The 25048-nt window shown below is 39.4% G+C and carries 15 protein-coding genes and 1 tRNA gene; 7 read left to right on the top strand and 9 right to left on the bottom strand.

The annotated features are described in order from the left end of the window. The first annotated feature begins 290 nt into the window (after positions 1-290). The 5 genes from TERMP_RS09270 (at position 291) to TERMP_RS09250 (ending at position 9747) form a co-directional block, all read left to right on the top strand. The gene (locus TERMP_RS09270; RefSeq protein ID WP_013468145.1) at positions 291-1556 is read left to right on the top strand and encodes an ORC1-type DNA replication protein; all 1266 of its coding nucleotides are present in this window, start codon (positions 291-293) and stop codon (positions 1554-1556) included. Further along, complete coding sequence (locus TERMP_RS09265; RefSeq protein WP_013468144.1) at positions 1556-3589, top strand: DNA-directed DNA polymerase II small subunit; 2034 nt, start codon at positions 1556-1558, stop codon at positions 3587-3589. Before TERMP_RS09270 ends, TERMP_RS09265 begins: the two co-directional genes overlap by 1 nt. Further along, positions 3586-8856 (top strand): DNA-directed DNA polymerase II large subunit, encoded by a 5271-nt coding sequence (locus TERMP_RS09260; protein ID WP_013468143.1) that lies wholly within the window; start codon positions 3586-3588, stop codon positions 8854-8856. Before TERMP_RS09265 ends, TERMP_RS09260 begins: the two co-directional genes overlap by 4 nt. A 39-nt stretch (positions 8857-8895) precedes the next feature. Continuing rightward, the gene (locus tag TERMP_RS09255; RefSeq protein WP_013468142.1) at positions 8896-9579 is read left to right on the top strand and encodes a hypothetical protein; all 684 of its coding nucleotides are present in this window, start codon (positions 8896-8898) and stop codon (positions 9577-9579) included. Positions 9580-9671: 92 nt separating this feature from the next. Continuing rightward, positions 9672-9747, top strand: a tRNA-Gln gene (locus tag TERMP_RS09250). A 324-nt stretch (positions 9748-10071) separates the two neighbouring features. Here the strand turns inward: TERMP_RS09250 and TERMP_RS09245 are convergent. From TERMP_RS09245 to TERMP_RS09230, 4 genes are all read right to left on the bottom strand, one after another. Further along, positions 10072-11088: a nucleotidyl transferase AbiEii/AbiGii toxin family protein gene (locus TERMP_RS09245; protein ID WP_013468141.1), complete on the bottom strand. Its 1017-nt coding sequence runs from the start codon at positions 11086-11088 to the stop codon at positions 10072-10074. Continuing rightward, positions 11078-11704, bottom strand: coding sequence for a type IV toxin-antitoxin system AbiEi family antitoxin domain-containing protein (locus TERMP_RS09240; protein ID WP_048159988.1), 627 nt, complete (start codon positions 11702-11704; stop codon positions 11078-11080). Before TERMP_RS09240 ends, TERMP_RS09245 begins: the two co-directional genes overlap by 11 nt. A gap of 126 nt (positions 11705-11830) precedes the next feature. Then, entirely contained in the window at positions 11831-12598 is a 768-nt protein-coding gene (locus tag TERMP_RS09235) for a hypothetical protein (protein ID WP_013468139.1), read from the bottom strand. Positions 12599-13251: 653 nt separating this feature from the next. Beyond that, positions 13252-15756 carry a Piwi domain-containing protein gene (locus TERMP_RS09230; RefSeq protein ID WP_048159825.1) on the bottom strand — a complete coding sequence of 835 codons (2505 nt, stop codon included), beginning with the start codon at positions 15754-15756 and terminating at the stop codon, positions 13252-13254. Positions 15757-15991: 235 nt separating this feature from the next. Here TERMP_RS09230 and TERMP_RS09225 point away from each other — a divergent pair, with 235 nt between their 5' ends. Together TERMP_RS09225 and TERMP_RS09220 are read left to right on the top strand one after the other, a co-directional pair. Beyond that, positions 15992-17248 (top strand): site-specific integrase, encoded by a 1257-nt coding sequence (locus TERMP_RS09225; RefSeq protein WP_013468137.1) that lies wholly within the window; start codon positions 15992-15994, stop codon positions 17246-17248. 96 nt (positions 17249-17344) lie between these two features. Further along, positions 17345-17668: a hypothetical protein gene (locus tag TERMP_RS09220; protein ID WP_048159824.1), complete on the top strand. Its 324-nt coding sequence runs from the start codon at positions 17345-17347 to the stop codon at positions 17666-17668. An 80-nt stretch (positions 17669-17748) separates the two neighbouring features. On the opposite strand, the gene TERMP_RS09215 is transcribed toward TERMP_RS09220, so the two are convergent. From TERMP_RS09215 to TERMP_RS09195, 5 genes are read right to left on the bottom strand one after another with little or no spacing between them, the layout of a single operon-like run. After that, complete coding sequence (locus TERMP_RS09215) at positions 17749-20367, bottom strand: AAA family ATPase (RefSeq protein WP_148221088.1); 2619 nt, start codon at positions 20365-20367, stop codon at positions 17749-17751. Continuing rightward, positions 20364-21506: a DNA repair exonuclease gene (locus TERMP_RS09210; protein WP_013468134.1), complete on the bottom strand. Its 1143-nt coding sequence runs from the start codon at positions 21504-21506 to the stop codon at positions 20364-20366. The genes TERMP_RS09215 and TERMP_RS09210 overlap by 4 nt, the downstream gene beginning before the upstream one ends. A 3-nt stretch (positions 21507-21509) precedes the next feature. Then, positions 21510-22142, bottom strand: a complete 633-nt coding sequence (locus tag TERMP_RS09205; protein WP_013468133.1) for a hypothetical protein — start codon at positions 22140-22142, stop codon at positions 21510-21512. 31 nt (positions 22143-22173) lie between these two features. After that, complete coding sequence (locus TERMP_RS09200; RefSeq protein ID WP_013468132.1) at positions 22174-23772, bottom strand: helicase HerA-like domain-containing protein; 1599 nt, start codon at positions 23770-23772, stop codon at positions 22174-22176. Next, complete coding sequence (locus TERMP_RS09195) at positions 23738-25048, bottom strand: DNA double-strand break repair nuclease NurA (RefSeq protein ID WP_013468131.1); 1311 nt, start codon at positions 25046-25048, stop codon at positions 23738-23740. Before TERMP_RS09195 ends, TERMP_RS09200 begins: the two co-directional genes overlap by 35 nt.

The raw sequence follows: 25048 nt of genomic DNA, 5'->3' as shown, positions 1-25048 counted from the left end.
TTTTACATTTTCTAATTTACTTGTTCATTAATATTTTGGTGGACTCTTAATGAACTTTTACAAAAACTTGCCCAATAAAGCATATATACCCCCAAAAGATATTATCGTATTGCTTCCTCTGCATCTTATGTTTCCTCTGGAAAATGCTTTCATGAGAACACATCTGGGAATAAAATGTTCCAGAATAAGCTAAAAATCAGCAATAATATAACATAATGTAATGTATAAATGCATTAAATGGGAAGTGCCTTTATAAATGGGGGCTATGTTTCCACTGGAGGGTCAGGGAAATGGAAAAAAGAAGGGAAAATGAACAGACATATCTTGATTCGATTTTTGAAAAATATTTGAATGCAAAAAAGATTTTCAAAAATAAAGAAGTCCTTAGACATAGCTATACTCCAAAAGAATTGCCGCACAGGAGGGAACAGATAGAGGCATTGGCACATATACTGGTTCCAGTGTTGAGAGGAGAAACACCCTCCAATGTTTTTGTCTATGGAAAAACGGGCACTGGTAAAACAGTTACCGTAAAATTTGTAACTGAAGAACTAAAGAGAATATCTCGCAAGTATAATGTTCCTGTTGATGTTATATATCTCAACTGTGAGATTGTCGATACTCAGTATCGAGTTCTCGCAAACATAGTTAATCATTTCAAGCATGAAAGTGGTTTTGAGGTTCCATTGGTTGGATGGCCAACAGATGAGGTGTACGCAAAGCTAAAGCAAATTATCGATGCAAAGGAGAGATTTGTTATAATAGTTCTTGATGAGATTGATAAGCTCATCAAAAAAAGTGGAGATGACGTTCTATATTCGCTGACCAGAATAAACAGTGAGTTAAAAAATGCAAAAGTCAGCATTGTTGGTATTTCAAATGATCTGAAATTTAAGGACTACCTTGATCCAAGGGTTCTTTCGAGTCTAAGCGAAGAGGAGGTTGTTTTTCCCCCATATGATGCAAACCAGCTTAGGGATATATTGATGCAGAGAGCCCAAGAGGCATTTTATCCAGATGTCCTTGATGAAGCCGTTGTTCCTCTCTGTGCAGCTTTAGCAGCAAGAGAACACGGAGATGCAAGGAGAGCTTTGGATTTGCTTAGAGTGAGTGGCGAAATTGCTGAGAGGGAAGGGGCTTCAAAAGTTACTGAAAAGCATGTATGGAAGGCTCAGGAGAAGATTGAGCAGGATACCATGGAGGAAGTTATTAAGACTCTCCCACTACACTCAAAAATTCTCCTTTATGCCATAGTTCTTCTTGATGAAAATGGTGAATTACCAGCAAACACCGGTGATGTCTATGCTGTGTATAAAGAGCTCTGTGATTACATGGATATTGAGCCATTAACCCAGAGAAGGGTCAGTGATCTAATAAATGAGCTCGACATGTTGGGCATCATCAATGCTAAAGTGGTTAGCAAGGGGAGATATGGGCGGACAAAAGAAATAAGACTAAACGTCACTCCATATAAAGTTAAGAACATCTATCGCTTTGATTATTCCCTTCAGCCTCTCCTCACTGTAAGCATTGCTCGGCAGAGGAGGTTGTTTTGATGAATGAGCTGGTGAAGGACCTGCTTTCTAATCGCTATCTCATCACTCCACCCGCTTACTTTATTCTTTCGGAATATTATAGGAAGAACTTTACTTTGGCGGAGCTCATAAAATTTGCACGAACGAAAAATACATTTGTAATTGACGAAAGGCTTGCCAAGGAGTTTCTTGAATCTAAGGGGTTGTTATCTCCGCTGGAAAATTTTGCAAAATACATTCCGAAAGCTTCAGTGGAAACTAAAGCAGAAACTCCGTCCTCTATACCTGGGGTTCCAATGGAAATTAGCATTTCTAAGGGTTCAAAAGAAATCTCAATTCAGAGTGCTGTGGGTGGTGAAAAGACGGCAAAACTTGGCAAAATGGTCGAAATTCCTCCCCAAGCATCTGATAAGACTGAAATAGCTCATGATATCCAAGAACTACCATCAGAAAAAGGGACCTCTATTTCCACTGGAGAACCCATGGAAAATATGGTTTCTGAAACCATTTCTACGGAAATAGTGGAAGAAGAACCCACAATTGAAGGGGGGGAGAGTTTCATTTCCACTGGAGCCCCTTCTCCTGAAGAGTACACTGGTGCCGGTGATGAAGAAAATGGTGTCAAAATGAAGGCAGTTTATGGGGACTATGGAGTCTTGGTTCCACTGGAAGAGGAGGAAATTCCAGCTGAAGAAAGGAGGGCATATTCGATTTATGAGGATTTTAAGGTTGAGCCAAATGAAAGCTTTGAGTTTGTTGCAAAGAGGATAAAGGCGGAGTATGAGATTAAATTCGACGTAAGAAATGTTAAGCTAAAACCTCCAAAAGCTAAGAATGCAAATGGTAAAGAAGGAGAGGTAGTAGTCAAGGTTTATGAGAACTATTTCAAAAGTAGATTGAAAAAATTGAGAAGAATTCTGCGGGAAAATCCAGAGGTTAGTGGGGTAATAGATATTGGAAAGCTTAGCTATATTAATCCTGAGGGGGAAGTTACGATCATTGGCCTTGTCAATTCAAAGAGAGAAACTAAAAAGGGATTTATCTTTGAAGTTGAAGACATGACCGGCATTGTTAAAGTTTTCCTGGGGCGTGATAACGAAGATTACAAGAAAGCATTTGAAGTCCTTCCAGACAGCGTCGTCGCTTTTAGAGGATATTATTCAAAACGCGGAATCCTATTTGCAAGCAAGCTTTATTTGCCTGATGTTCCACTCTACAAGCGAGAAAAGCCTCCCCTTGAGGAAAAGGTTTATGCTGTTTTGATAAGTGACATCCACGTTGGAAGTACAAAATTCTGTGAAAAAGCGTTCATGAAGTTCCTTGAATGGCTCAATGGCAACGTTGAAAGCAGAGAAGAGGAGGAAATTGTGAGCAGAATAAAGTACATGATAATTGCTGGCGATGTTGTTGATGGTATCGGTATCTATCCGGGTCAGTACAATGAGCTTGCAATTCCCGATATATTTGACCAGTATGAAGCATTGGCAAACCTCTTGGCAAATGTTCCGGATCATATAACCATGTTCATTGGTCCAGGCAATCACGATGCTGCAAGAACTGCTCTGCCCCAGCCTGAATTCTACAGGGAATATGCAAAACCCCTCTATGAGCTAAAAAATGCAGTGATCATAAGCAATCCAGCCGTTATCAACCTCCACGGCAGGGACTTTTTAATCGTCCATGGAAGGGGTATTGAGGATGTTGTGAGCTACATTCCTGGTAAGAGCCATCTCCATCCCGTTGAGCCGATGATTGAACTGCTAAAGCTCAGGCACGTCGCACCTACGTTTGGTGGAAAAGTTCCAATTGCGCCAGATCCAGAAGATCTGCTTGTCATTGAGGAAGTCCCGGATTTGGTACAAATGGGGCATGTTCATGTTCTTGATTATCAGATTTATCGCGGTGTATTTTTGATCAACTCGGCCACTTGGCAAGCCCAGACTGAATTCCAGAAGATGGTCAATATCGTTCCAACTCCAGCGAGGGTTCCGATAATTGATATTGAAACTGCAAGGTTAAAGACAGTTGTTGACTTCAGCAGGTGGTGTGAATGAGCGAGCTTTACAGCGAAGAGATGAAAGCGTATTTTGAAATGTTGCAGAAAGAAATTGATAAGGCTTATGAGATAGCTAAGAAGGCGAGAGCCCAGGGAAAAGATCCCGTCAGGGATGTTGAAATTCCCCAAGCAACGGACATGGCAGGTAGAGTAGAAAGCTTGGTTGGTCCAAAAGGTGTTGCCGAGAGGATTAGAGAGCTTGCGAGAGAGTATGGTAAAGAGCTTGCCGCCCTTAAAATTGTTGATGAGATCATTGAAGGTAAATTCGGAAAGTTTGACAGCAAAGAAAAGCTGGCGGAGCAGGCTGTTAGAACTGCACTGGCTATTCTGACAGAAGGTATAGTTTCTGCTCCGATTGAAGGTATAGCTCAGGTTAAGATCAAGAAGAATCCAGATGGGACGGAGTATTTGGCCCTCTATTACGCTGGGCCAATCAGAAGTTCTGGTGGAACTGCTCAGGCGTTAAGTGTTCTCGTTGGTGATTACGTTAGGAAAAAACTTGGATTGGATAAGTTTAAACCCACAGAGAAGCACATAGAGAGAATGGTTGAAGAAGTTGATTTGTATCACAGAGCCGTTACCCGTTTGCAATATCACCCTTCGGCAGATGAGGTAAGATTGGCTATGCAGAATATTCCGGTTGAGATAACCGGTGAAGCGACTGATGACGTTGAGGTTTCTCATAGAGACGTTCCGGGAGTTGAGACAAACCAGCTCAGAGGTGGAGCGATTCTCGTTTTGGCAGAAGGTGTTCTTCAGAAGGCGAAGAAGCTGGTTAAATACATTGATAAAATGGGCATTGAAGGCTGGGGCTGGCTCAAGGAATTTGTTGAGGCAAAGGAGAAGGGCAAAACAGAGGAAGGGACAGAAGAGAAAGCTGAAAAATCAAAGGGGGAAAAGGCTGAGGTACAAACCTCTGTAAAGGTCAAAAAAGGCTTTTACTATGAACTTTATGAAAGGTTCAGAGCTAACATTGCTCCAAACAACAAATACACAAAGGAAATTATTGGTGGAAGACCGCTATTTGCAGAACCATCAGAGAATGGTGGCTTCCGTTTAAGATATGGTCGTTCGAGGGTGAGCGGATTTGCAACCTGGAGCATAAATCCTGCCGTCATGATTCTTGTTGATGAATTCTTGGCTGTGGGTACACAGATGAAGACTGAGAGGCCGGGAAAGGGCTGTATCGTTACCCCTGCTACAACAGCCGAAGGTCCAATCGTTAAGCTCAAGGATGGCTCCGTCATTAGGGTTGATGATTACTATCTTGCTTTAAAGATTAGGGATCAAGTCGAGGAAATACTCTACTTGGGCGATGCAATTATAGCCTTTGGAGATTTTGTAGAGAACAATCAAACTTTACTTCCAGCTAATTATGTTGAAGAATGGTGGATTCAGGAGTTTGTGAAAGCAGTTGAAGATATATATGAAGTTCCCCTCAAGCCCTTTGCTGAAAATGATGAAGAGGCAGTTGAAGAAGCCGCTGATTATCTCGATTTAAAACCAGAATTCTTGGCAGAGCTTCTGAAAGACCCTCTGAAAATTAGACCTAAAGTTGAGGAGGCAATACACCTCTCAAAGGTTCTTGACATTCCTCTCCATCCATACTACACTCTCTACTGGAACACCCTCAAGCCAGAAGAAGTTGCTGAACTTCAAAGCCTTCTTGTCAATGCTGAGATTGAGTGGGATAAGTACCTTGGAACAAAATATGCCAAGAAGATTGTAATAAATCTTGAAGTGCTTGGAAGGAAAGGAAAGCGCTACCTTGAACTGCTCGGCCTGCCCCACAGAGTTGAAGATAAAAGCGTAATCATTGAGTATCCTTGGAGTGCTGCTCTGCTTACTCCATTGGCTAACTTGGAGAAGAAATTTGAGCCGAAGGAATTCCACACTACCATAGACATAGTCAATGAGGTCAGTGAAGTAAAGCTCAGGGACAGGGGGATAAGCTGGATTGGTGCGAGAATGGGAAGACCTGAAAAGGCTAAAGAGAGAAAGATGAAGCCACCGGTTCACGTCCTCTTCCCGATTGGTTTGGCTGGGGGTAGCTCAAGAGACATCTACAAGGCGGCACAGGAAGGAAAATTAGCCGAAGTTGAGATTGCTCAGTTCAAGTGCACCAACTGCAGTCATATTGATATTTTCCCAACCTGTCCAGTGTGTGGAGCTGAGGCTAAACTGCTGTACAGATGTCCAAAATGTAACTATAGCTCAACCGAGGAAACGATCTGTCCAAAGTGCGGCATTGAGATGAGGGCTTATGTCAAAAAGACCATAAATCCGTCTCATCTTGTAAAACAGGCAATGCAGAATGTGAGAGTGAATACTCTTGATAAGCTTAAGGGCGTCATGGGTATGACCTCAGCACATAAGGTGCCAGAGCCCCTGGAGAAGGGAATTTTAAGGGCTAAGAATGACGTTTATGTGTTCAAGGATGGCACGATTCGTTTTGATGCAACAGATGCTCCGATAACTCACTTCAAGCCGAGAGAGATTGGAGTCAGCGTTGAGAAGTTAAGAGAGCTCGGATATACTCATGACTTTGAAGGAAAGCCCTTGGTGAGTGAGGACCAAATAGTTGAGCTCAAAGTTCAGGATGTTATCCTTTCTAAAGAGGCTGGAAAGTATCTTGTGAGGGTTGCAAAGTTCATAGACGATTTGCTTGAGAGATTCTATGGATTGCCAAGGTTCTACAATGTCGAGAAGATGGAAGATTTGATTGGCCATCTTGTCATAGGCTTAGCTCCGCACACATCCGCTGGAATCATTGGAAGGATTATAGGGTTTGTTGATGCTCTTGTGGGCTATGCCCATCCGTATTATCATGCTGCAAAGAGGAGGAACTGCTTCCCTGGTGATACCAGAATACTTGTTCAGCTCAACGGCATGCCTCAGAGAATAACGCTCAGAGAGCTGTATGAGCTATTTGAAGAAGAAAGCTATGAAAACATGGCATATGTAAGAAAGAAGCCAAAAGTAGATATCAAAGTTTATTCCTTTGACGAAGAGAGTGGAAAAGTAGTTTTAACTGACATTGAAGATGTGATTAAACTGCCTTCGACTGATCACCTCATAAGATTTGAACTTGAGCTGGGCAGGAGTTTTGAAACGACGGTTGATCATCCAGTGCTTGTCTACGAAAATGGGAGGTTTATTAAGAAGAGAGCTTTTGAAGTAAAGGAAGGTGACTTAATTCTTGTGCCTAAGATTGAGTTTCCAGAAGAGGATATTGACAGCATAGATTTGCTCGAGGAATTCTCAAAAGACGAGTTTAAGGAGCTTCGTGAGCGGATAATGGTTCGCGGAATAGCTGAATGGCTAATGAAAATCGGTGCTGAAGTTAATCCTGACTACATAAGGAGAAATTCCATACCCTTGGCAGTTCTCCTTGAGGTTTTGAAAGAAAAGGGTCTCTCGATTAAGGATGTGCCTGACTGTTACATTGGCTTTAAGCCCGATCACGTAAAAATCAGGCGCTTCGTTCCAATAGGGCCTCTCCTTAGGCTTATAGGCTACTATTTAGCAGAAGGTTACGCAAGAGAGAGTGACAGTGTCTATCAGATAAGCTTCTCAAACGGAGATGAAGAGGTTAGAGAGGACATTAAACGTGCCCTTAGGAAAGCCTTCGGAGATGGCTTTGGAATCTACGAGCGTGGGGAGAAAATAACTGTTGGCTCAAGGGTTATCTATCTGCTTTTCACCAGAGTTCTAAAGATTGGAAAAGGAGCTAAGGATAAAAGGGTCCCGGCATTTGTCTTCAAGCTTCCAAAGGAGAAGGTTAGGCACTTGCTTCAAGCTTACTTTGAAGGTGATGGCACTGCGATCAAAAGCAGACCTATGATTGTTGTTTATAGCGTCAACAAGCCTCTCCTTGAGGATATAGACACCTTGATGATAGCAAAATTCAATCTCTACGCAAGTTGGGGGGTTGACAAAAACGCAAACTCCCGACCAGGCAATATCGTCCAAAGATACCATGAGCACAGAGGCAGAAGGGTCCCTGTTTCCACTGTTTACAGACTCGATTATTATGGAATTCAAGCAAAGAGATTCTTTGAGGAGATTGACTTCATTAGTGAGCGTAAGAATTCTGTGGTTAATGCATGGACGAATCACAAGTTCCAACCATATCGTAGGGCTAATGAGATGGGCATTCTTGTTAGAGTCCGCCGTGTGGAGTACGTTAAACCCCCTGAAGAGTGGGTGTATTCATTGAGCGTAGCCAAGTATCATACGGTCATTGTTAGTGATAATATTACTACTTCAAATTGTGACGGAGATGAGGACGCTGTCATGCTTCTACTTGATGCACTATTGAACTTCTCTCGCTTTTATTTGCCAGAAAAACGTGGAGGCAAAATGGATGCTCCTCTCGTCGTAACTACGAGGCTTGATCCAAGAGAAGTTGACAGCGAAGTCCACAATATGGACATTGCCCGTTATTATCCGCTTGAATTCTATGAAGCAACGTATGAACTTAAATCTCCGAAAGAACTTGTTGGAGTTGTTGAAAGGGTTGAAGACAGATTAGGAAAGCCGGAGATGTATGAAGGGTTAAAGTTCACCCATGACACCGATGACATTGCTCTTGGACCAAAGCTGAGCAAATACAAGCAGCTGGGTGATATGGAGGAAAAAGTTAGGCAGCAGTTGGCTTTAGCTGAAAAAATCAGAGCAGTTAACGAGCATCATGTGGCTGAGACGATAATTAACTCTCATCTAATTCCAGATTTGAGAGGCAACTTAAGGAGCTTCACAAGGCAGGAGTTTAGATGTGTTAAGTGTAACACCAAATATAGGAGACCTCCATTAAGCGGGAAGTGTCCAAAATGTGGTGGAAAGATAGTACTGACGGTCAGCAAGGGGGCAATTGAAAAGTACCTTCCCACAGCAAAATTGTTAGTTACTAATTACGATGTCCTTACATACACGCGGCAAAGGATATGCTTAACGGAAAAGGACATTAAGAGTCTATTTGCAAATGTCTTCCCTGAAACCCAGAGAACTCTGTTAGCATTGAACACGAATGACATCTGCGACAGAATGATTGCTGAGAGAACTGGAAAAATTGTTACCAAGAATGGTTATCTTGATGAGTTCCATGGAAATGGGAGGAAAGTCCAGAAGAAAGTAGAAGCTCCCAAAAAAGTTGAGAAAAGAGAGCTTACTAAAATGCAGGCTCATAAACCCGAAAAGTCCGAGAAGCATAAACCCAAGAAGAAAAAGAAGGTCGTCAGCTTAGATGAGTTCTTTGGAGCTTAGCGAAAGTGCTATAAAGTTTAACACCCTTTTATCTTTGTTATGAAGCTAATTCCAAGCATTGCTTATCTTCGCGTGCAGAGGCAGTATTTTATAGGATACTCAATGCCTTTAGCCGGCTGGATAGGAGAGCATCTCTTGATTAGAGGTTCTTTTCCTAAGCCTCTCTTCTTGAAAAGGGCTTTGGCTAAGCTTGGATTCTCATTGGCTGGAGAAAATGTTGACGATGAAACCTATGTTTATTTTTTCACGAAGAAAAACCTCGGCTTAACCGCTTACTTTGAGCCAGAGAGTGCTCTATTTGTTCAGCTTTATCCTCTGAACAAAAGGCTCTCTTCTGGTATAACAATTCGAGCTCAGCACATTGAATTTTATGACCAAGATGTTGTTTCAATTGAGCCTGCACAAAAACTACCTCCAAAGATTAGGAGTATTGGAATAAATGCCCTGATTTTAGAAGACAAGGTTCCAATATCAATTCCTTATTGGGGAATGGTTCATGAAGATTGGGAAAATGAGCTGAAAATTTTGGTTATGCTTGATGAAGTTTTTGGAGAGCTGGAGGAGAAGGAGTACAGATGTCCCATATGCTTTTCCCCGCTCAGAGTGGAAGGTTCTGCATTAAAGTGCGACACTTGTGGATTCATATTTACCGCGGAGAGCGACTTTGATAAAGTACTTTCGGAGTTCTCTTTGGGGGTTGGGGAGGAAGAGATTATCTTTTGATCTCCGGAGTTTTGTTGTAAACTTTTTTGATCTCTTTGGAATAGGGATAAAGGTAAGGTTTATAAATTCACCCTCACTTCAATCTATCGGGCAGCCCCGTGGTGTAGCGGCCAAGCATGCGGGACTTTGGATCCCGCGACCGGGGTTCGAATCCCCGCGGGGCTACCATAGAGCTCTGCAATTTCTCTAAACACTGCTCCCATAGCCCTACCGAACAATTCCATGAAGAACTCAAGCCCATTGGCTGGAAACTTCTCTTCTGGCGCTTCTTCATAATGGGTCGCGAGACCATTTTTGTGTCCCGTGACCCATCCCTCAGGTTCTAAGTTCGAACCATTTTTTCGTCTTTGCATGGCCGCCACCACGGAAAGTTTTCAGCCTGTTAATGTGTTCTTTGATATTAATAAGTCTTTTTCATGCCCTGATCAAAAATGATCTAAGAGCTGTAGATGGTTCGATTTTCAAGGGGGTTACATGACCTGAAGTCTTTTGTTACCACTCTTTAATGAGGGCTGCAAATCCTTCTGATTCAATTAATTCCAGCAATTCTTTCCTGAGAGATTCTACAAACTCAAAGAACTTATCCTTGTCAAATTCTTCAACAATAAGGACAGCATCTTTTTCAACTTCTGGCTTGAGCACATTCAAGTAGTCCTCTCGCTTGAGTTCTTCAAGGGTCTTCAAGAGGTTCTCACGTGCATTGTTGCTTAGGCTGATGTAATTCTTCACCTTCATTATTATTTGCTTCTCATATTTTTTAATTTTCAGCCCTTTAACCTGATGGAGTTTGTAAAGGTCATACAAATCACGCAGTTTGAATTCTCTCCTTGTTAGAATAGCCCTCACTTTCTCAATCAAAATTTCCTTATCCGGATATGCTGAAACCCTAATGGGATAATGATTCCCGAAGAACTCAATGTATTTCTCATAATCCCTAACTTTTAATTCTGCCTTTTTCCATGACAGAAGAGTGTGTGCTTTTGCTGTTTTGGGTTTAAATGCGAACTTTTCAGCATAGTTGAACTCCAGTTTTATCTTTTCTCCCGCTGGGGAATAGGCAATTATTTCTCTAAACCAGCCAGGCCCTATCAAAAAGCTAAAGTAGCGGTGATTGTTAAAGTCGTTATGATCTCTGTAGTAAAACTCCAATCCCAAGTCTCTTGCAATGCAATTCAGTGTTTCAGCAATTCTTCCCGTCTCTTCACTTAGAAATTTCTTGAGTTTACTCCTTGACATCTCTTGGAGTTCTTCACTGTTTCTATAGGCAAAATCTAAATCCCTGCTAAAGCGGTAGTAGCCCAGATGACATTTAACCAAGTATGTCCCACCTTTGAAAACATAGTTTTCTCTAAAATGAGGGTCTTTTTTAAGCTCTTTGAGGATGGTGTGAATAATGTAGTCCCACTCAACCATGTCTACGTTTTTAATACCAACCTTCTTGGAAACAAAATTGGCAAAGCCTTTCCTCTCACTCTCCCTGATTTTGAAGAGAAGTTCATTATTCAACATCATCAACCACCTTTGCAATGGACTCCGGATATTTCTCCAAATACTTCTTCAACTTCTTCCAATCTGCACTATCTTTGTATTCCCTCCAGATTCTTAAAGCCAGTTCTTTTGAAATTGTCCCATAGTTTCCAAAGTAGAGGAAATCTAAAAGTGTTTTTTCTAAATCAGAAATTTTCATGTCATCTTTTTCGATTATTCCAAAGTTAAATAGCTCTCTTTTGGTTTTGATTATTCTGACGGGAGTTCCATTTATGTGAATGATTTTTGTCCTTGCGATCTTGTCGTTGATTATGAAGATTGTAGTGTAGTGCTCGTGAGTTAATCCATTTAGAACTAATGCTGTGAAGAGGCCAAAGTACCAGTTTTTCGTTATCTTATTCATCCCCAATGAGAGGAGTTTGTAAATTGTGGGAGAGCTCTTAAAAGAGAATTCAATGGGAGTTTTAACATAATAGAGTCCCCTTAGAATTCTTATGATGTAGCCATACTGAATGAGATAGTTTACGAGGTAATCTACATCATTTACTTTCAAATAAGTGGAAAACTTTTCCAGCTCTTCCTTTGTAATGACTTTGCCCCCAAATTCAGCCAGGAGTATTTGGGTAATTGATCTCATGATATTCATTTTGAATAACAACCAATAAAAAATTATTGGTTGTTATTTAAATTCTGTGGATGTGAATACCCAATCACTAATGATGGGGGTTCATTTATTTGAGATTTCTATTGCTTCCTATCCTATTCATTTCTTTTTAGGAGGGAGGTGCTTTTGCTTGGGTCTTGTACGGCATTCATTAAATCTCCGTAAGAATTCCCTAATCCCATGTCTGGCTGCTTTTTTAAAGCACTGTTTGTATTGCCGGTTAATTCCGAGAGCGTGATTTATGGTAACTAAACCATAAGTGGAGTTAAATTTTCCAAGTTGCTTGCCCAACTCTTGACTAAAAATTTGCCTTTCCTTCTTGCTCTTCTGAATCTCTTCTACGATAAGAGGTAGATAATCAGTGAGAGATTCAATATCTGGGGTTTCATTTTTAAACGCAGTAGCTAAGCCATCCAACAATAAAATCTGGGTTTCATCCAAATCAAGAGCATCGATAATCATGTTTCTATGCCTCCTAACAAGCTTCATAAGTTCATACATGCTCTTTGTCATCTCTTTGTAATCTCTTTCAATTTGATTCACTATTCTCTGAGCTTTCTCTTTTGGTTCAAAAGGTGGTATTGCTGTAGAGTACATAAACAGTGCCCCGAATGCATAAGCAATATCATCTGCCAATTGTTCTAAATCCCTTTTTGCTTTGTCTAACTTTTTCTGGAATGTACTGGCAAGCGACTTTCTAAGCCGCCTCTTTCTCTCTACTTCCCTTCTCCATTGAATGAACTTGGAGATAATTTCAAATACCCCATAGATTTCAAGAGCAAGACTCAGATAGGGCTTTAAATTGCTTGCAATAGTTCCACCTGAGCTCATGAGAAATTTGAAGATAGATTTATCGAACTCGTGCATTCTTGTAACCCCTTACGCTCGTTTAAAAATTAACGTGTTATGGGGGAGTTGTTAAACTTTTGAATCCTTCTGCGATTTGTTTTTCCATCATAGACGGGTCTTTCCACTTTACGGAGAATAACAATACGAATCCTTCTTTTACTGGGAGTTTGAGAGGTTCTTCAAATATTTGTTGTAGATGTTACTGTGAATACAACAAAAGCTTTAAACCTGTTCTAGACCTGCGACCTAGGTCGCTTGGTTCGAAGTTCGAAATTTGTCTTTTCTCTATCATTGGTTGCCACCTCACGGGGCTCTCACCTTTAATCTAAGCTTTTTGATGTTAATTAAGGTTTCTATCAGCCAATTTTGCTAGGCCTGTTGTGAAGTTACAATATTGGTGGGAAGTTTGATTTCTTAAGGGGTCATGGGACATGTTTTCAAAGGATCCTCTGAAGAATATTACACCTCATAGTTTCGACAGATCAAATTTTGTTACCCACCTGATGAACATCATCCTTAACACATTAAGAAGCACTAAAACGGAACTCAAAATTGCTACACTAACACTAAACGCTGAAAACAAGTAATTTTAGCTGTCGCTTTTGTTTTTTAATTATCCAATGGCGTGAGTAAGAGGTATTTTATGGAGACTCAAGAGAAAAAATTAAGAATTAAGCCATGAAGAGGCTGTTTGGAATTCCAACTCTTTTTACCCTCATGTTAACGTCTCTGATGAAATTTATTAGCTTATGAGTGACGTCTATTGGGAGAGGCAATCTCACGTTGTCCATTTTTGTCGTAGTGTAATTGATTTTCTGAAGACGAATTAATGACTCTACAAGATGTCTACTTGCACTACCGTGAATAGGTTGCACTTTACCACTTTGGAAGCGATAAAGACTCCCAATTAGATAGGGCTTTGAGTAATAAATCTTCCTTTCTTTTCTTCTGAGAGGATAGCCAGCGTGAGCATTGACCATGTAGTAAGTGTAGTTGCCAACTTTAACTGGCGAATAGAAGGTATTTGGTCCATCCAATGACCAGATCCTAGTGAGAATCCTTTTTCTAACTTCCACAGCTTCAATAGTCATGTCAAGTTCATCTGAATACTCGCAGAGAAACTCTTGGATTCTGTTCCTCTCATATTTTGGAACCATACCATCTCTGGATATCAGCACCGTAACTCTTCCTTGCTTCATGATCTCTGGATTATTCTGAACAGTCTTTAGGAACCATTCTTGGAGTATCTCCTTCATATCTAATGATTCCCTTTTAGATGGTATTGCTATCGGATAAATGCCTTCTATCAAACCGGATGGGCTAACAACGACAGCTCCACCACCAACTGATACAGCATCTCTCTCGTGCCAATACGTGTAGTCAATACCAATTATGTAATCATATCCACTACTCGTTTCAAGACTGTATGGATAGACACCAAGCTTAGCCGCCATTTGAAGAACAATATTAGGCACTGCATATCGCTTGTACATTCCAAAAACAGATTCAACTCTAGCTCCTTGAAACACAAGTGGCTTTGTCTCGTCATAAAACTCTTTTTTAAGCCAGTTGTAAAACTCTCTCAGCTCAAGATCGCGCTTGTTGTACTGCTCAGGAAAAATAATTGTTGCGAGAGTGTAGTCTCTAACTTTATCCAACCCAGCCTCAAGCATGGTCTTGTGGTAGTCCAATGATCTGTCTCTACTAACTGGAATAAGATCAACTTCATCAACGCTGGAAAATGAGTTTGATAATAATCCATTTCTTAGTCTTTCTATCTGATCGAGAAATATTGATTTCCTAATGCGTTCATCAAATTTCTTCGGGTAGAAAATAAGCAATCTGAGATTATGTCTCTTTGTTTCATTGAGAATTTTTTCAGAAATTGGAAGGAGATTGAGGAATATTGACTCATCTCTCATAATATCCTTGACATCTTTGACAGTTATTTCCCCCTTAAGGGTTCTTACAAGAAGATTCTCACGAATATTTACAGTGATTCCCTTGATTCCGGAGACTTGACTAAATAATTTTCCTGAAGTTGTTATTTCGTTCAGCTTTTCCCGATATTCCTCAACAATCTCTCCTCTCCAATCATCTACAATTCTTCCAAATAGCTCCTTTTGGACCTCAGTTGTTAGAACAAGATAAGCATTGTGCTCTGTAAAGTAGTACTGGCAATTTTCATCTTCTAGTGCCCTTTTGAGAGAAATGCTGTTGTCATAAACTCCTATGAGTAGATAATTGACATCATCAAGACTTTTTCCAAGCTCCTCTAATCTCTTCTTCACGTGAAAAGCCCCTTTTGGATGTTCTTCAAGAAAGCGAATTACGTTGTCATGTCCAATGATAACATCAATAACTGCCGCCGTTCCAGAACCCGGCTGTGTCTCGCTGTAAATCCTCACTTTTCTGTAGTCTTGCTTTACTGCTTCTTCGGCCAGCTTCTTTAGCTTAATCATAACATATTCGAGAACTTTAGGGGGAAAGTCTGCAAGTAGTACAGCACTAGCACTTGAGCGCCGTCTAAGTGCCATCCAGATTTCTCCATCTTCTATTGAGTACCCTAATGTTCCAAGCTCAAATTTCTTCACGAATTCCAATGATACACGCTCTCTCCCTTTTGGAAGTCTTATCCATACATCCTTCAATTCTCTTGAGGATAGTTTGTTCTTTAAGAACTCCCCGAAAGAAGAGCGAATGTGTGCAGTGATTAAACGCACAGCTATGTGTGGATCAAGCTCTTCCCAATGATATTCGCCAATCTTGATAAGTTGGAGATGGTCTACTATGTCAGCGTCAATGTTTTCTGCTGTTGAGTAATACTCGTAGTAGGGAATTCCATTTTCTGACTTTGCAAGATAGTTGTAGGGGAAAAGTTCGTAGACTCTTCTTAGAAACTCAACTTTCTCTTCGTCATGCAGTAAATTCTCTGCGACATAATTTTTGCCTAATCCATAGTAAGTTTTTACGGTTTTTGCAAATAGAGATTTGGCAATCTCAGGATTTATTCTAATGATATTCCATTCCGAATCAACTTCTACGAGAGGAAAACTTTCTTCTTCTGGTTCAGAAGATTTCATCAATGGTTGAGACTTGATTGTTTTCTGTTGTTTGTCTTTTCCTTTTACAGATAAAAACTCAAGTATTGTTGCTTGTTTACTCTTAGGCGACATCTTAAACTTCCCAAATAATGAAACAAATCAGTGCTTTTTAAAGTTTTTACTGTTTTACCACAAGGAGTTTCTCTGAAAGTCATGACTCAAGTTTAAGATGGTACACTTAGTGCAAGATAATAGGAAATTCAAGCAATTAGGACTGGTATTTAAACATACCTCTTTTCACTTATTTTAGTCTTCCGCTATGTTTAATAATCCCTTTTTGCAAATTTACTTACGGTGGGAGCCATGAATGGCTAGTGAAACCATATGGCTCCGGTACAAAGGTAACAATGTTAAATACAAATTCACTAGTGAAGACATAGAAGAACTACTGGCAGACCATACAAAAGAACTTTCAGAATCATCAAGAAAAGAAATTGAACGCTACATTTGGCAGTTCTTGCACTTTACTAAGACAGGGGAACTCGTTAAAGGAAAAAATCCAAAAGCTCCTGAGAAAGTTGAAGTGTATGAAATATCGGAAGACATCTTGCGTGAGTATGTAGATGCACTTTCTCGGGCAGGTTATGGGGAGTCTGCTAAGTTAAAGCGGATGAGATACGTGAAGATGATGCTAAGACTTTTGGGGGCGCCAGCGAAGGTTATTGAAGTGTTAGATGCGCCACTTAGAAAAACAAAAGATGCGTGGATAGCAAAATTGGAAGATGACACCCCTGATGTAACAATTGAAGATGCTCGGGAGTTCTTTGCTAGGTTAGAAAAGCTATTTGAAAGTGGAAAGCTCTCGGAAAGTAGATATGTAAAAGCAGTAGTCTTTGCATTGCTGTTATTCTCGACAGGTAGGAGAGTAAGTGAGGTCGCCCAAACAACCGTTGACATGATCAACATCAAGTTGCATCAAGTCAAGTTTGATGCTAGTAAAACAAAGGAAGGAAGACTCAGAAATGCGACAGGTTATTTTAAGATTGCCTTTCTAACAAGAGAGGCTGAGCTTGCATTGAAGTTTTATCTCACAAAGTACGGAAAGGAAATAGAGGATAGAGGTGGTTATCTTTTCATACACCAGAATAAGAAGTACTTTAAAGACACCTTCCTTCACAAGATTATCAAAGAAAACCGCGAGATCATGAAGTTTGAAGTTTCTGACGGAATTCATGAGTTCGAGCTAAAATTTTTCAGAAAAATATTTGCGCAGGAGTGGAGAAGACAAGCCGAGGCTAAGGGTATTGCAAATGACCGTGTCCTGACGGCTGGAAGAAAGATAATGGGCCATAGTCCTGTTAGAGATGTCCATAACATGCATTACGATGCCTTGAGGATCAGTGAACTGTGGAAGTACTATAAGCAGATTTACTATGACCTCAGAGTGTTAACTCCAAAGCAACGAAAACTCTTTGGAATTGATGAGGGTGGGTCATGCAAGAGGGTGGCAACACCCAACAGGGATTATGGCATAGTAGCATCTTATTACCAGATTATCGCAGGCAGTTTAATTGTTCCAAGAAAGTCTCAGCTTGCCATGAATTATCTCATTATTGCTTCATAAATAATTTTTTAACGGCCAGTTCTTTCATTTACCGCTGACAAGCTAGTAATCAACTTTGAAAAGACATTTTATGCCATAGAAGATGAAATCGGCAAAGTGATTAAAACTTGGGCCAATACTGCAATAGCTATTTCAAAAGTTCAACTAACTCCAGTAAATGCTTTGAGTATTATGGGAAAAATAAGAGAACATGGGACAGTGAAGAATCTGCTGGACATCAGCAAGCCAACACTCATAGGAAATGAAGTGAGAAAATTTTCTGAAAGTGAACTACATGAAATCATCAGCAAAGCTTTATCGAGCAAGGGAGCACTATTTGAACTGAATTTCACACTTACTGTTGAAAAACATCCAAAAGAAGGACTAATACTGAGGCACTACATCTTTGTACCGCTAAGTAGAGAGCTGGAGTTTATTTAGCTTAAACATTAGTTTAGATTAGCGACTTGGGTCAAAATTCACGTTAAAGTCCAGATAGAAACTTAAAAATTTAAAGAAACTTACAAAGGAGAGCTTTCAACAACTTTTGAAATTCCATCAACCTTTTGGACAATGTACACTGTATCTGCCACGTCTTCAAGCTCTCTATGATGGGTTACAATGATTATTTGTGGCACTGTATTCTCAGCTTTAAAGAACTTTCCGAGAATTTCTACTAAATCTCTCCGTCTTTCTTCATCCAAATGTGTTGTTGGCTCATCCATTATTATCACTGAAAGCCTTCTTGCAAGAACCCTCGCAATCGCCAACCTCAACGCAAGAGCTACAGCAACTTTCTCACCACCACTAAGGAGAGATATTGGAACCTCTACAGAGTTTTTAGTAACTGAAATATCAAAGTCCTCGGAAAGGTAAATGTCTGTTATGTCCATATTGAAACTCTCAATGTAATTTGTTGCCAGCTCTGATAATGCTGGAGCAAACTTTTTACGAAGGAGCTTCTGAACCCCATCTTTGTGATATGCGGCCCTAATACGCTCTAAATCATTTATGAACTTTTTAACCTTATCTAACTCTGCTTCGAGATTATTGAGTTTTTCTTCGAGTTCTTTTATTTTCTCTTTCACTTCGTTTAGTTCTTCCAACTTCTTTTTCAATGAATTATTTTTCTCTTCAAGTTCAGCCTTAGTTCTTTCAAACTGTCTTAATAATTCTTCATGCTTCTTTCTAACTTCCTCATGATGTTTTTTGTCGTATCCAAGTTTTTCAATTTCTTCTTGAAGTTTACATTTTTCCCTTTCTAATTGTTCTAATTCTTCCTGTTTTTCTTTGAGATCTTTAAGCAGTTCCTCATATTTGTCTGCAATTGGCTTTAGACGGTCATATTCTTCCTTTTTCTTTCTTAATTCCTTCAGTTCATTTTCTGGATCTTCAAGTTTATGCCCAATCTCTTTAATAAGTTCATTGAGTTTCTCTTCGATCTCCTTTATCTTTGATTCAATATCTGAAATTTTTGACCTAATATCATTTTCAATATCATTAAGTCCTGTTATTATTCTTTGCAGTTCTTTGTAATGCTCCGCAAGTTCTTTTTTCTTTTCTTCTATTTCTTTTTTCAATCTTTCAATACGTTCTATGTCTACCTTTGATACTTGCTCAATTCTCTTTTCGACTTCTAATAATTGTCTCGATACTTCTATGAGCATTTTCTCTTTTTGTCTTATTTCTTCTTTTAGACCTCTGATTTCTTCTTGCATTTCAGACTTTACTTTATCTCTATGTTCTGGTGTTAACTTTGTTTTACAAACGGGGCATGTGTCCGATTCGCCAAGCATGCTTAAAGCTTGCTGTAAGTCGTTTATTCTTCCTTCTAGTTTGCCTTTTTCATTCTGCAACCTAGATATTTCATTTTCTAATCTTTCCTTTTCCTCCTTGAGCTCCTGTAGTTTCTTTTCTTTGGCCTCGATTGTTGCTTCAGGCAGGACTTCTAGAGCCTTGATAATCAACTTTTCGAGCTCCTTGTGCTTTTCTTCGATTTGCTGGACAATACTCTCTACCCATGTAAAAATTCTCGAGACAAATTTAGCAATCTCCGCTAGGTCACTGGGTAGTTCCCCAACTTCCTTGCTATCTTCAATGTTCCCACCATACTTCTCACACAAAACTGTTATTTTTTCATTGGCTTCATTTCTTATTTCCAATATTTTACTTAAATCGGCATTTAATTGCTCTTTTTCTGTGTTTAATTCCTTGAGCTCGTTAAGACATTTGATGTACTTTTCGAGGTAGGGTATCTTTTTAATTTCCTCTTCTAATTTTTTCACTTTCTCCTTAGCTTCTTTGGATTCATTTAGGTCTTTTTCAAGCCTCTTAATTTGTTCTTGTACGGATTTTATTCCTTCAGTTTTTTTGGCCAATTCTATCATCAATTCATTGTATCTTTTTTCTTTCTCATTTAGTTCGTCCAATTCTCGTTTAATCTCGCCAAGTTGATGCTCAAGCTTTTTTAATATTTGTTCAAGCTCTTTTATTTTCTCTTTTAACTCCTGTATTTCTTGTTTGAGTTTTTCTCTTTGTTCACTTTTACTCCTTAATTCTCCTCCAATTTCTGCGATCTCTTTTTCCAGGTCATTTTTAATCTGTTCAAAATGGTCAATTACTTCTCTCATAAACTGCCAAGCTTTCTCTAGCTTTTCTAGTCCTAGCAGTTTTCCGATGATTTCTTTTCTTTTTGCTGGCGCTTGGTCTAGTAAAGACGTAATCTCCCCCTGTCTTATGAGTATTGAGTTAACAGCCGAGTCTTTTTCGATACCAATAATATTTTCAACTTCTTTTTTAACTGCCTTTACTCCATGTGCAATAAGCATATTCTTGTCAAGCCGATAAAGTTCATAAGTTGGGGAGCTCTTTCCCTTTTTTCTTCTCCAAACAATTTTGTATGGGATTCCACCTTCTTCAAATTCTAGTTCTATTTTTGCTTCTCTTTCCCCCCTGTAGATAATATCGTCAAACTTGTCTCCACGTGGGAGGGTATTAAAGAGTGCTACAAAAATAGCATCTATTATTGATGTTTTTCCAGCACCATTAGGCCCTATGAAGACTGTAACACCAAGAGGGAAATCGATTTTTGTATCCTTATGTGAGAGGAAATTCTTCATAGTAATCCTCCTTAGTATCATTTCCTTCCCTCCAAGTATTCCTTACAAATCTCTATTCCTCCCTCAACGTCTCCATATTGAAGGGATTTGTAAAGTTCGAATGCTAAATGACCTAAGGTTTCATCCCCAAGGTACTCTATGAAAAGTTCCTCTAAATCTACAATCTTGCCAAGCTCTTCTGCAGTAATGGTAATGGGGGCATCACTTCCAACAAAATGGACATCATACCTTAACACTTTTTCTGGAACCATTTTTCTTAGCAAATATTGGACCTTTTCAAGGATTTCTGGTTTTCTGATACCCTCTCCACTGATATTTATCCTCAAGATGGGGGATTTATCTAGAGGATTTTTAAGCAAATTGTAGAGAAAAGCCTTTAATTCTTCAATAACATCACCCTCGGAATATGAAAGTTCAAATTGAGGGCGTATTTGCTGGAGGGAAATTTTATGTACCTCTGGGAGGTCCCCTTCGAGATCAACAATGTAGATGCCCTTTCCATCTCTTTTCCAATCGGTTATTTCACTGCGACTCAGTATTTCAATTGAGCCCGAATATGCTAAATATCCTCTGCCAAACTTTTCAAAGGTTCTCCTATGAATGTGTCCAAATGCATAATAGTCTATTTCCTTTGGTAAATCCCCAAGTTCAAGCTCATATGCACCTTCAAAGGGTAAGTATTTCTTTATGCCCTGATGAGCAATTAAGACAGCCTTTGAATATCTGTTCGCTAGAGCATCAACTTTTGAAAGCTCTTGTTTTAGTAGGTCAACCCTTTTCCCTTTCATGTTTGATATTCCAAAAAATCCAACTCCGTTGACTTCCACAACATTTACCTCTCCAATTCCTAGAATGGGGATATCCAAAAGCTTATGTGGTGGCATTGCTCTTCTCTTTGGAGTATCATGTTCCCCAAGTACTGTTAAAATCTTAACCCCATTTTCATGCAATCGCTTAATTGCTTCCTTTGCCACATAAAGGGCTTTGATTGGTGGTCTCGGAGTGTCAAAGAAATCTCCAGCATGAATAACTACATCGACCCTTTCTTCAATTATGATGTCAATGGCTTCATTGAAAGCATCATAAATGTCATTTTCTCTTTCATCTAAGTTGTACTGCCGATATCCCAAATGAGTGTCAGAAATATGGGCAATTCTCATCGTTTACCCCTCCACTATGAATATTGTTTTTGTTCCCATTTCCTTAACTTCAAATTTCATCCCTCTCTCACTCAAGATTCCCATAATACATTCTTTAAGTTCTGACCGTGCAATCACTATTCCCGAAGAATACTCTTCTAGGAATCCTAGGATTTTTTCTTTGATTTCTTCTTTACAGTAATTTCTGGGATAATCTGATACATTGAGGATCCCAAAGTCTTTCTTTGGTAATCCACTCCCTGCTATTTTTCTAATGGAGTCCTTGATCTTCTCTTTTACAATAACAATAGGTATCCCTATCTGTGGAGGTTCGATGGATTTTCTTAGTTTTCCCAATGCAGCAAGATTTTCCCTCTCAAGCTCGATGAGCCGTTCTCTAACTCTTAAAACATACTCCTCTAAATCATCTGCAACCTCATCTAACTCCCTAAGTAGCTGTAATGCCTCTTTTCTAGAGATCTCTCCCCTATTGTACATTTCTTGTATTAGTTCCATATCTTGCTCAAATATTTCTAATATGCCATCTTCTGTGACAAGGGAGGGAACAATTTTCTCTAATTTCTCAAAAAACTCTTTAAAGACATATCTAATTCTGTCTATCTCCTCCAGTTTTCTAAAGATAGTAAATTGCCTCATTCCCTCCACCCCGAATTTCCTAATAGACAAACTACACTTCCACAATACTCTTTATTTTTTCCAATTCTTCCCTTATTACATTGTCTAAGTTTTTCTCGTATTCCTCAGCAGCTTTCATTGCTTCTCTAAGCTTTGCAACGATGTCAATATCTGCTCCACCTTCTTTGGTCATGCGTTTTCTAATCTTGACCATAACCGGCATCTTAGTAACTTCCCCAACAATAATAGCCTCTCCAACATTTAATCCTGGCAAATCTCTAAGAAGATCCTCGCTAACCTGCTCAGCACTCATTCTGACGGCTTTTTGATCCTCAGGATTCGTCATTCTCATGATTATCTGGCTGTTACATTGGCTCAGAACATCGCTATCAATTTTCTGGGGTCTCTGAGTTACTAAAATCAAGAAGACTCCAAATTTTCTACCCTCTGCTGCGATTTTCTTAACGATTCTTTTGGAGAGAGTATTCTGGTTTTTAGGAATAAATCTGTGTGCTTCTTCGATCAAAATAAAGATTGGATACTCATATTTACCACTTTCTCTTTGATTGTACGCCTCTGAAAGTATTTTGTAAGCTATGTAGTCCGCAACATTATCATTTAATCCAGAGAGATCCATAACTGCAATGCTTTGGGGTTGTAGGAACTCTCCTATTGGGGTGGTTGAGTCTCCAAATACTTTGAGTTTTTTGAGTCTCTTTATGTACGTGAGAGCACGAAGGGCGTTGTTGTTATCTGAAGTCTGCAATGCTGTAATCAAGTCATCTAACGTGTAATTCTTACTGCTATTCTTTAATCTCTCCAAAGCATCTTCAATAGCCTTCATAATGTTGGTCCAGTTTTCATTGATTCCAGCTATTGTAAAGATTTCTTCAAGAGACAAGTCTGCAAACTTAATTTCAAAAGTCTCCACGTGCCCAATTTCTTCTTTTGTGTATCTTCCAGTACTTTCTAAGGTTCTAAATACTCTAACCCTCTTTAGCACTTTTTTCTTTCCTTCTGGATCTTTTGAGATAAACACATAATCTGCATGGGGATCTAACACAATGACAGTGGCTCCTTTTTTGTAAAGTTCTTCAAGCAATACGCCGGCAGTGTAGCTTTTTCCTGCACCTGTTTGTGCCAAGATAGCCAAATGCCGTCTAAATCCCCTAATCGTGAGATTGACTTTAACGCTTGGTCTTGTTATTAAGTTGCCTATGTAAAGACCCTCTTCCTCTGGATATGAATAAACTTCAGTTAAAATGTCATCAGGAGCCAAATACACATAGGTTCCGGGATAAATAGTTCGTCGAGGCATTAGAACAGTTCCATTATGAAGAAATCCAAGAATTTTAACTTTGGCAAGATTTCTTGGCTCTATTATTTCAGCCTCTTTAAGCTTTTCAGCCACTGAATATGGCACATATTCTGTCAATCCTGGAGAATATGCTATTATTGAAGTTATCTGCCCCAACACCAAGACTCTTTTTTCCTCTCCATCAATCAATTCATTTGACGGAACAACCACATAGTCCCATACTTGTGGCATTTTCTCATCTTCAACTGCAAAATAAAACTCGACATGGGTGCTTTCTCCAGTAACAACTCCAATCTTTTCAAAGGAACCTAACTCTTCTGTAATCTCGGGCATTTATTTCCACCCCAATAGCTTCTTTAAACTTAGAGAAATACAGCTCATCAAACTCATGCCTATGAAACTTAACCTCCCTATCAACTTTCCAAAGCCAAATATTGTAGAATTCCAGCCCTCCATATCCAGTAGCTATGATTTCAAAAATTTGATCGAGAGTTCCAGTAAATGGTTCTGGCCATCCAATTTCTTTTAACTTAACATCATTTCCCAAACAGAAAGCTGGAATATCTATTCTGAGAGGAGAGTCATTGACATCTGGTAGTACATGCATTGAGATTATGGAAGGAAGGTCAGGAATAGTCTTTAGAATGACTTTTGCATAACTGACAAAATTGGGATCTGAAAACAGAGTTGGAAAATGACTTTCAATGTATCCTTCTGGATCCTTTTCTATTTGTTCAATACCACGAAGCCATCTCGCAGAAGGCCCCAGTAACAGCGGAATCGTGTAACCTGGCTGTTGAGCAAATTTATCAATTAGCTGGTAATCTGGTCTGGGAGTTAGCAATTCTTTCAAGACCTCATCCAGTAATCCGATATTCTCGTACTGCCTCCTTAAGGAGTCCAATATCTTAATTGCTTTTCTCTTCTGATCTAATGCCAGAGACAACAAATGAAAAACCTCGTTAAGTGGAACATCACCCCTAATTTCGTCTAAAGAAACTAAGTTTTTAACAAGAAAATCTCTGAAAAAGCGGCTTCTGCTTTCTTTGCTGATTCCTACAAGTAACACTTCATTTTCCTTAGCAAGCTTAAAGAGCCTCATGACTTCTTTGTAATACTCGATGAAAAAGCCTCTATCGTTGCTCATAGGGCCTTCTTCAATTAGGTGGGATATTCTTCCGTAGATTGAGCCATCAATTAAGATAGTCCCATTGAAGCCGTCGAAAATTGCATCTGCAGCAACTTTAATCTCCAGATATTCCATTTTTCTCTGAAGAAAATGAGTTACATTGTGAACCGGGCCATCTGCATAGTCGAAATCAACTATTAAATCACGGTATTCTTTGTCTTTGGATATCCCAAGAGCTCTGACTGCATAGAATATCCCGCCATTTTTGAGGGACTCAGCCTGATAACTGCTATCAACAGCAAGAATATTAAACTCTTTGGGATTTCTTTCATAATCTTTTAGATTAACAGGTTTCCAGAATTTATTGAATTTTCCTCTTAGGAATTTTTCGAGTGTATTTGGAAGTGAATGGTATCTCTTCTTCCATTTATCTCTCTTTGACCTTAACTCTTTAGCAAAAAGATCATAGAACTTGGACAT

It is taken from the genome of Thermococcus barophilus MP (assembly GCF_000151105.2).
GTDB lineage: Archaea > Methanobacteriota_B > Thermococci > Thermococcales > Thermococcaceae > Thermococcus_B > Thermococcus_B barophilus.
This window is presented reverse-complemented; position numbering and strand designations above follow the sequence as displayed.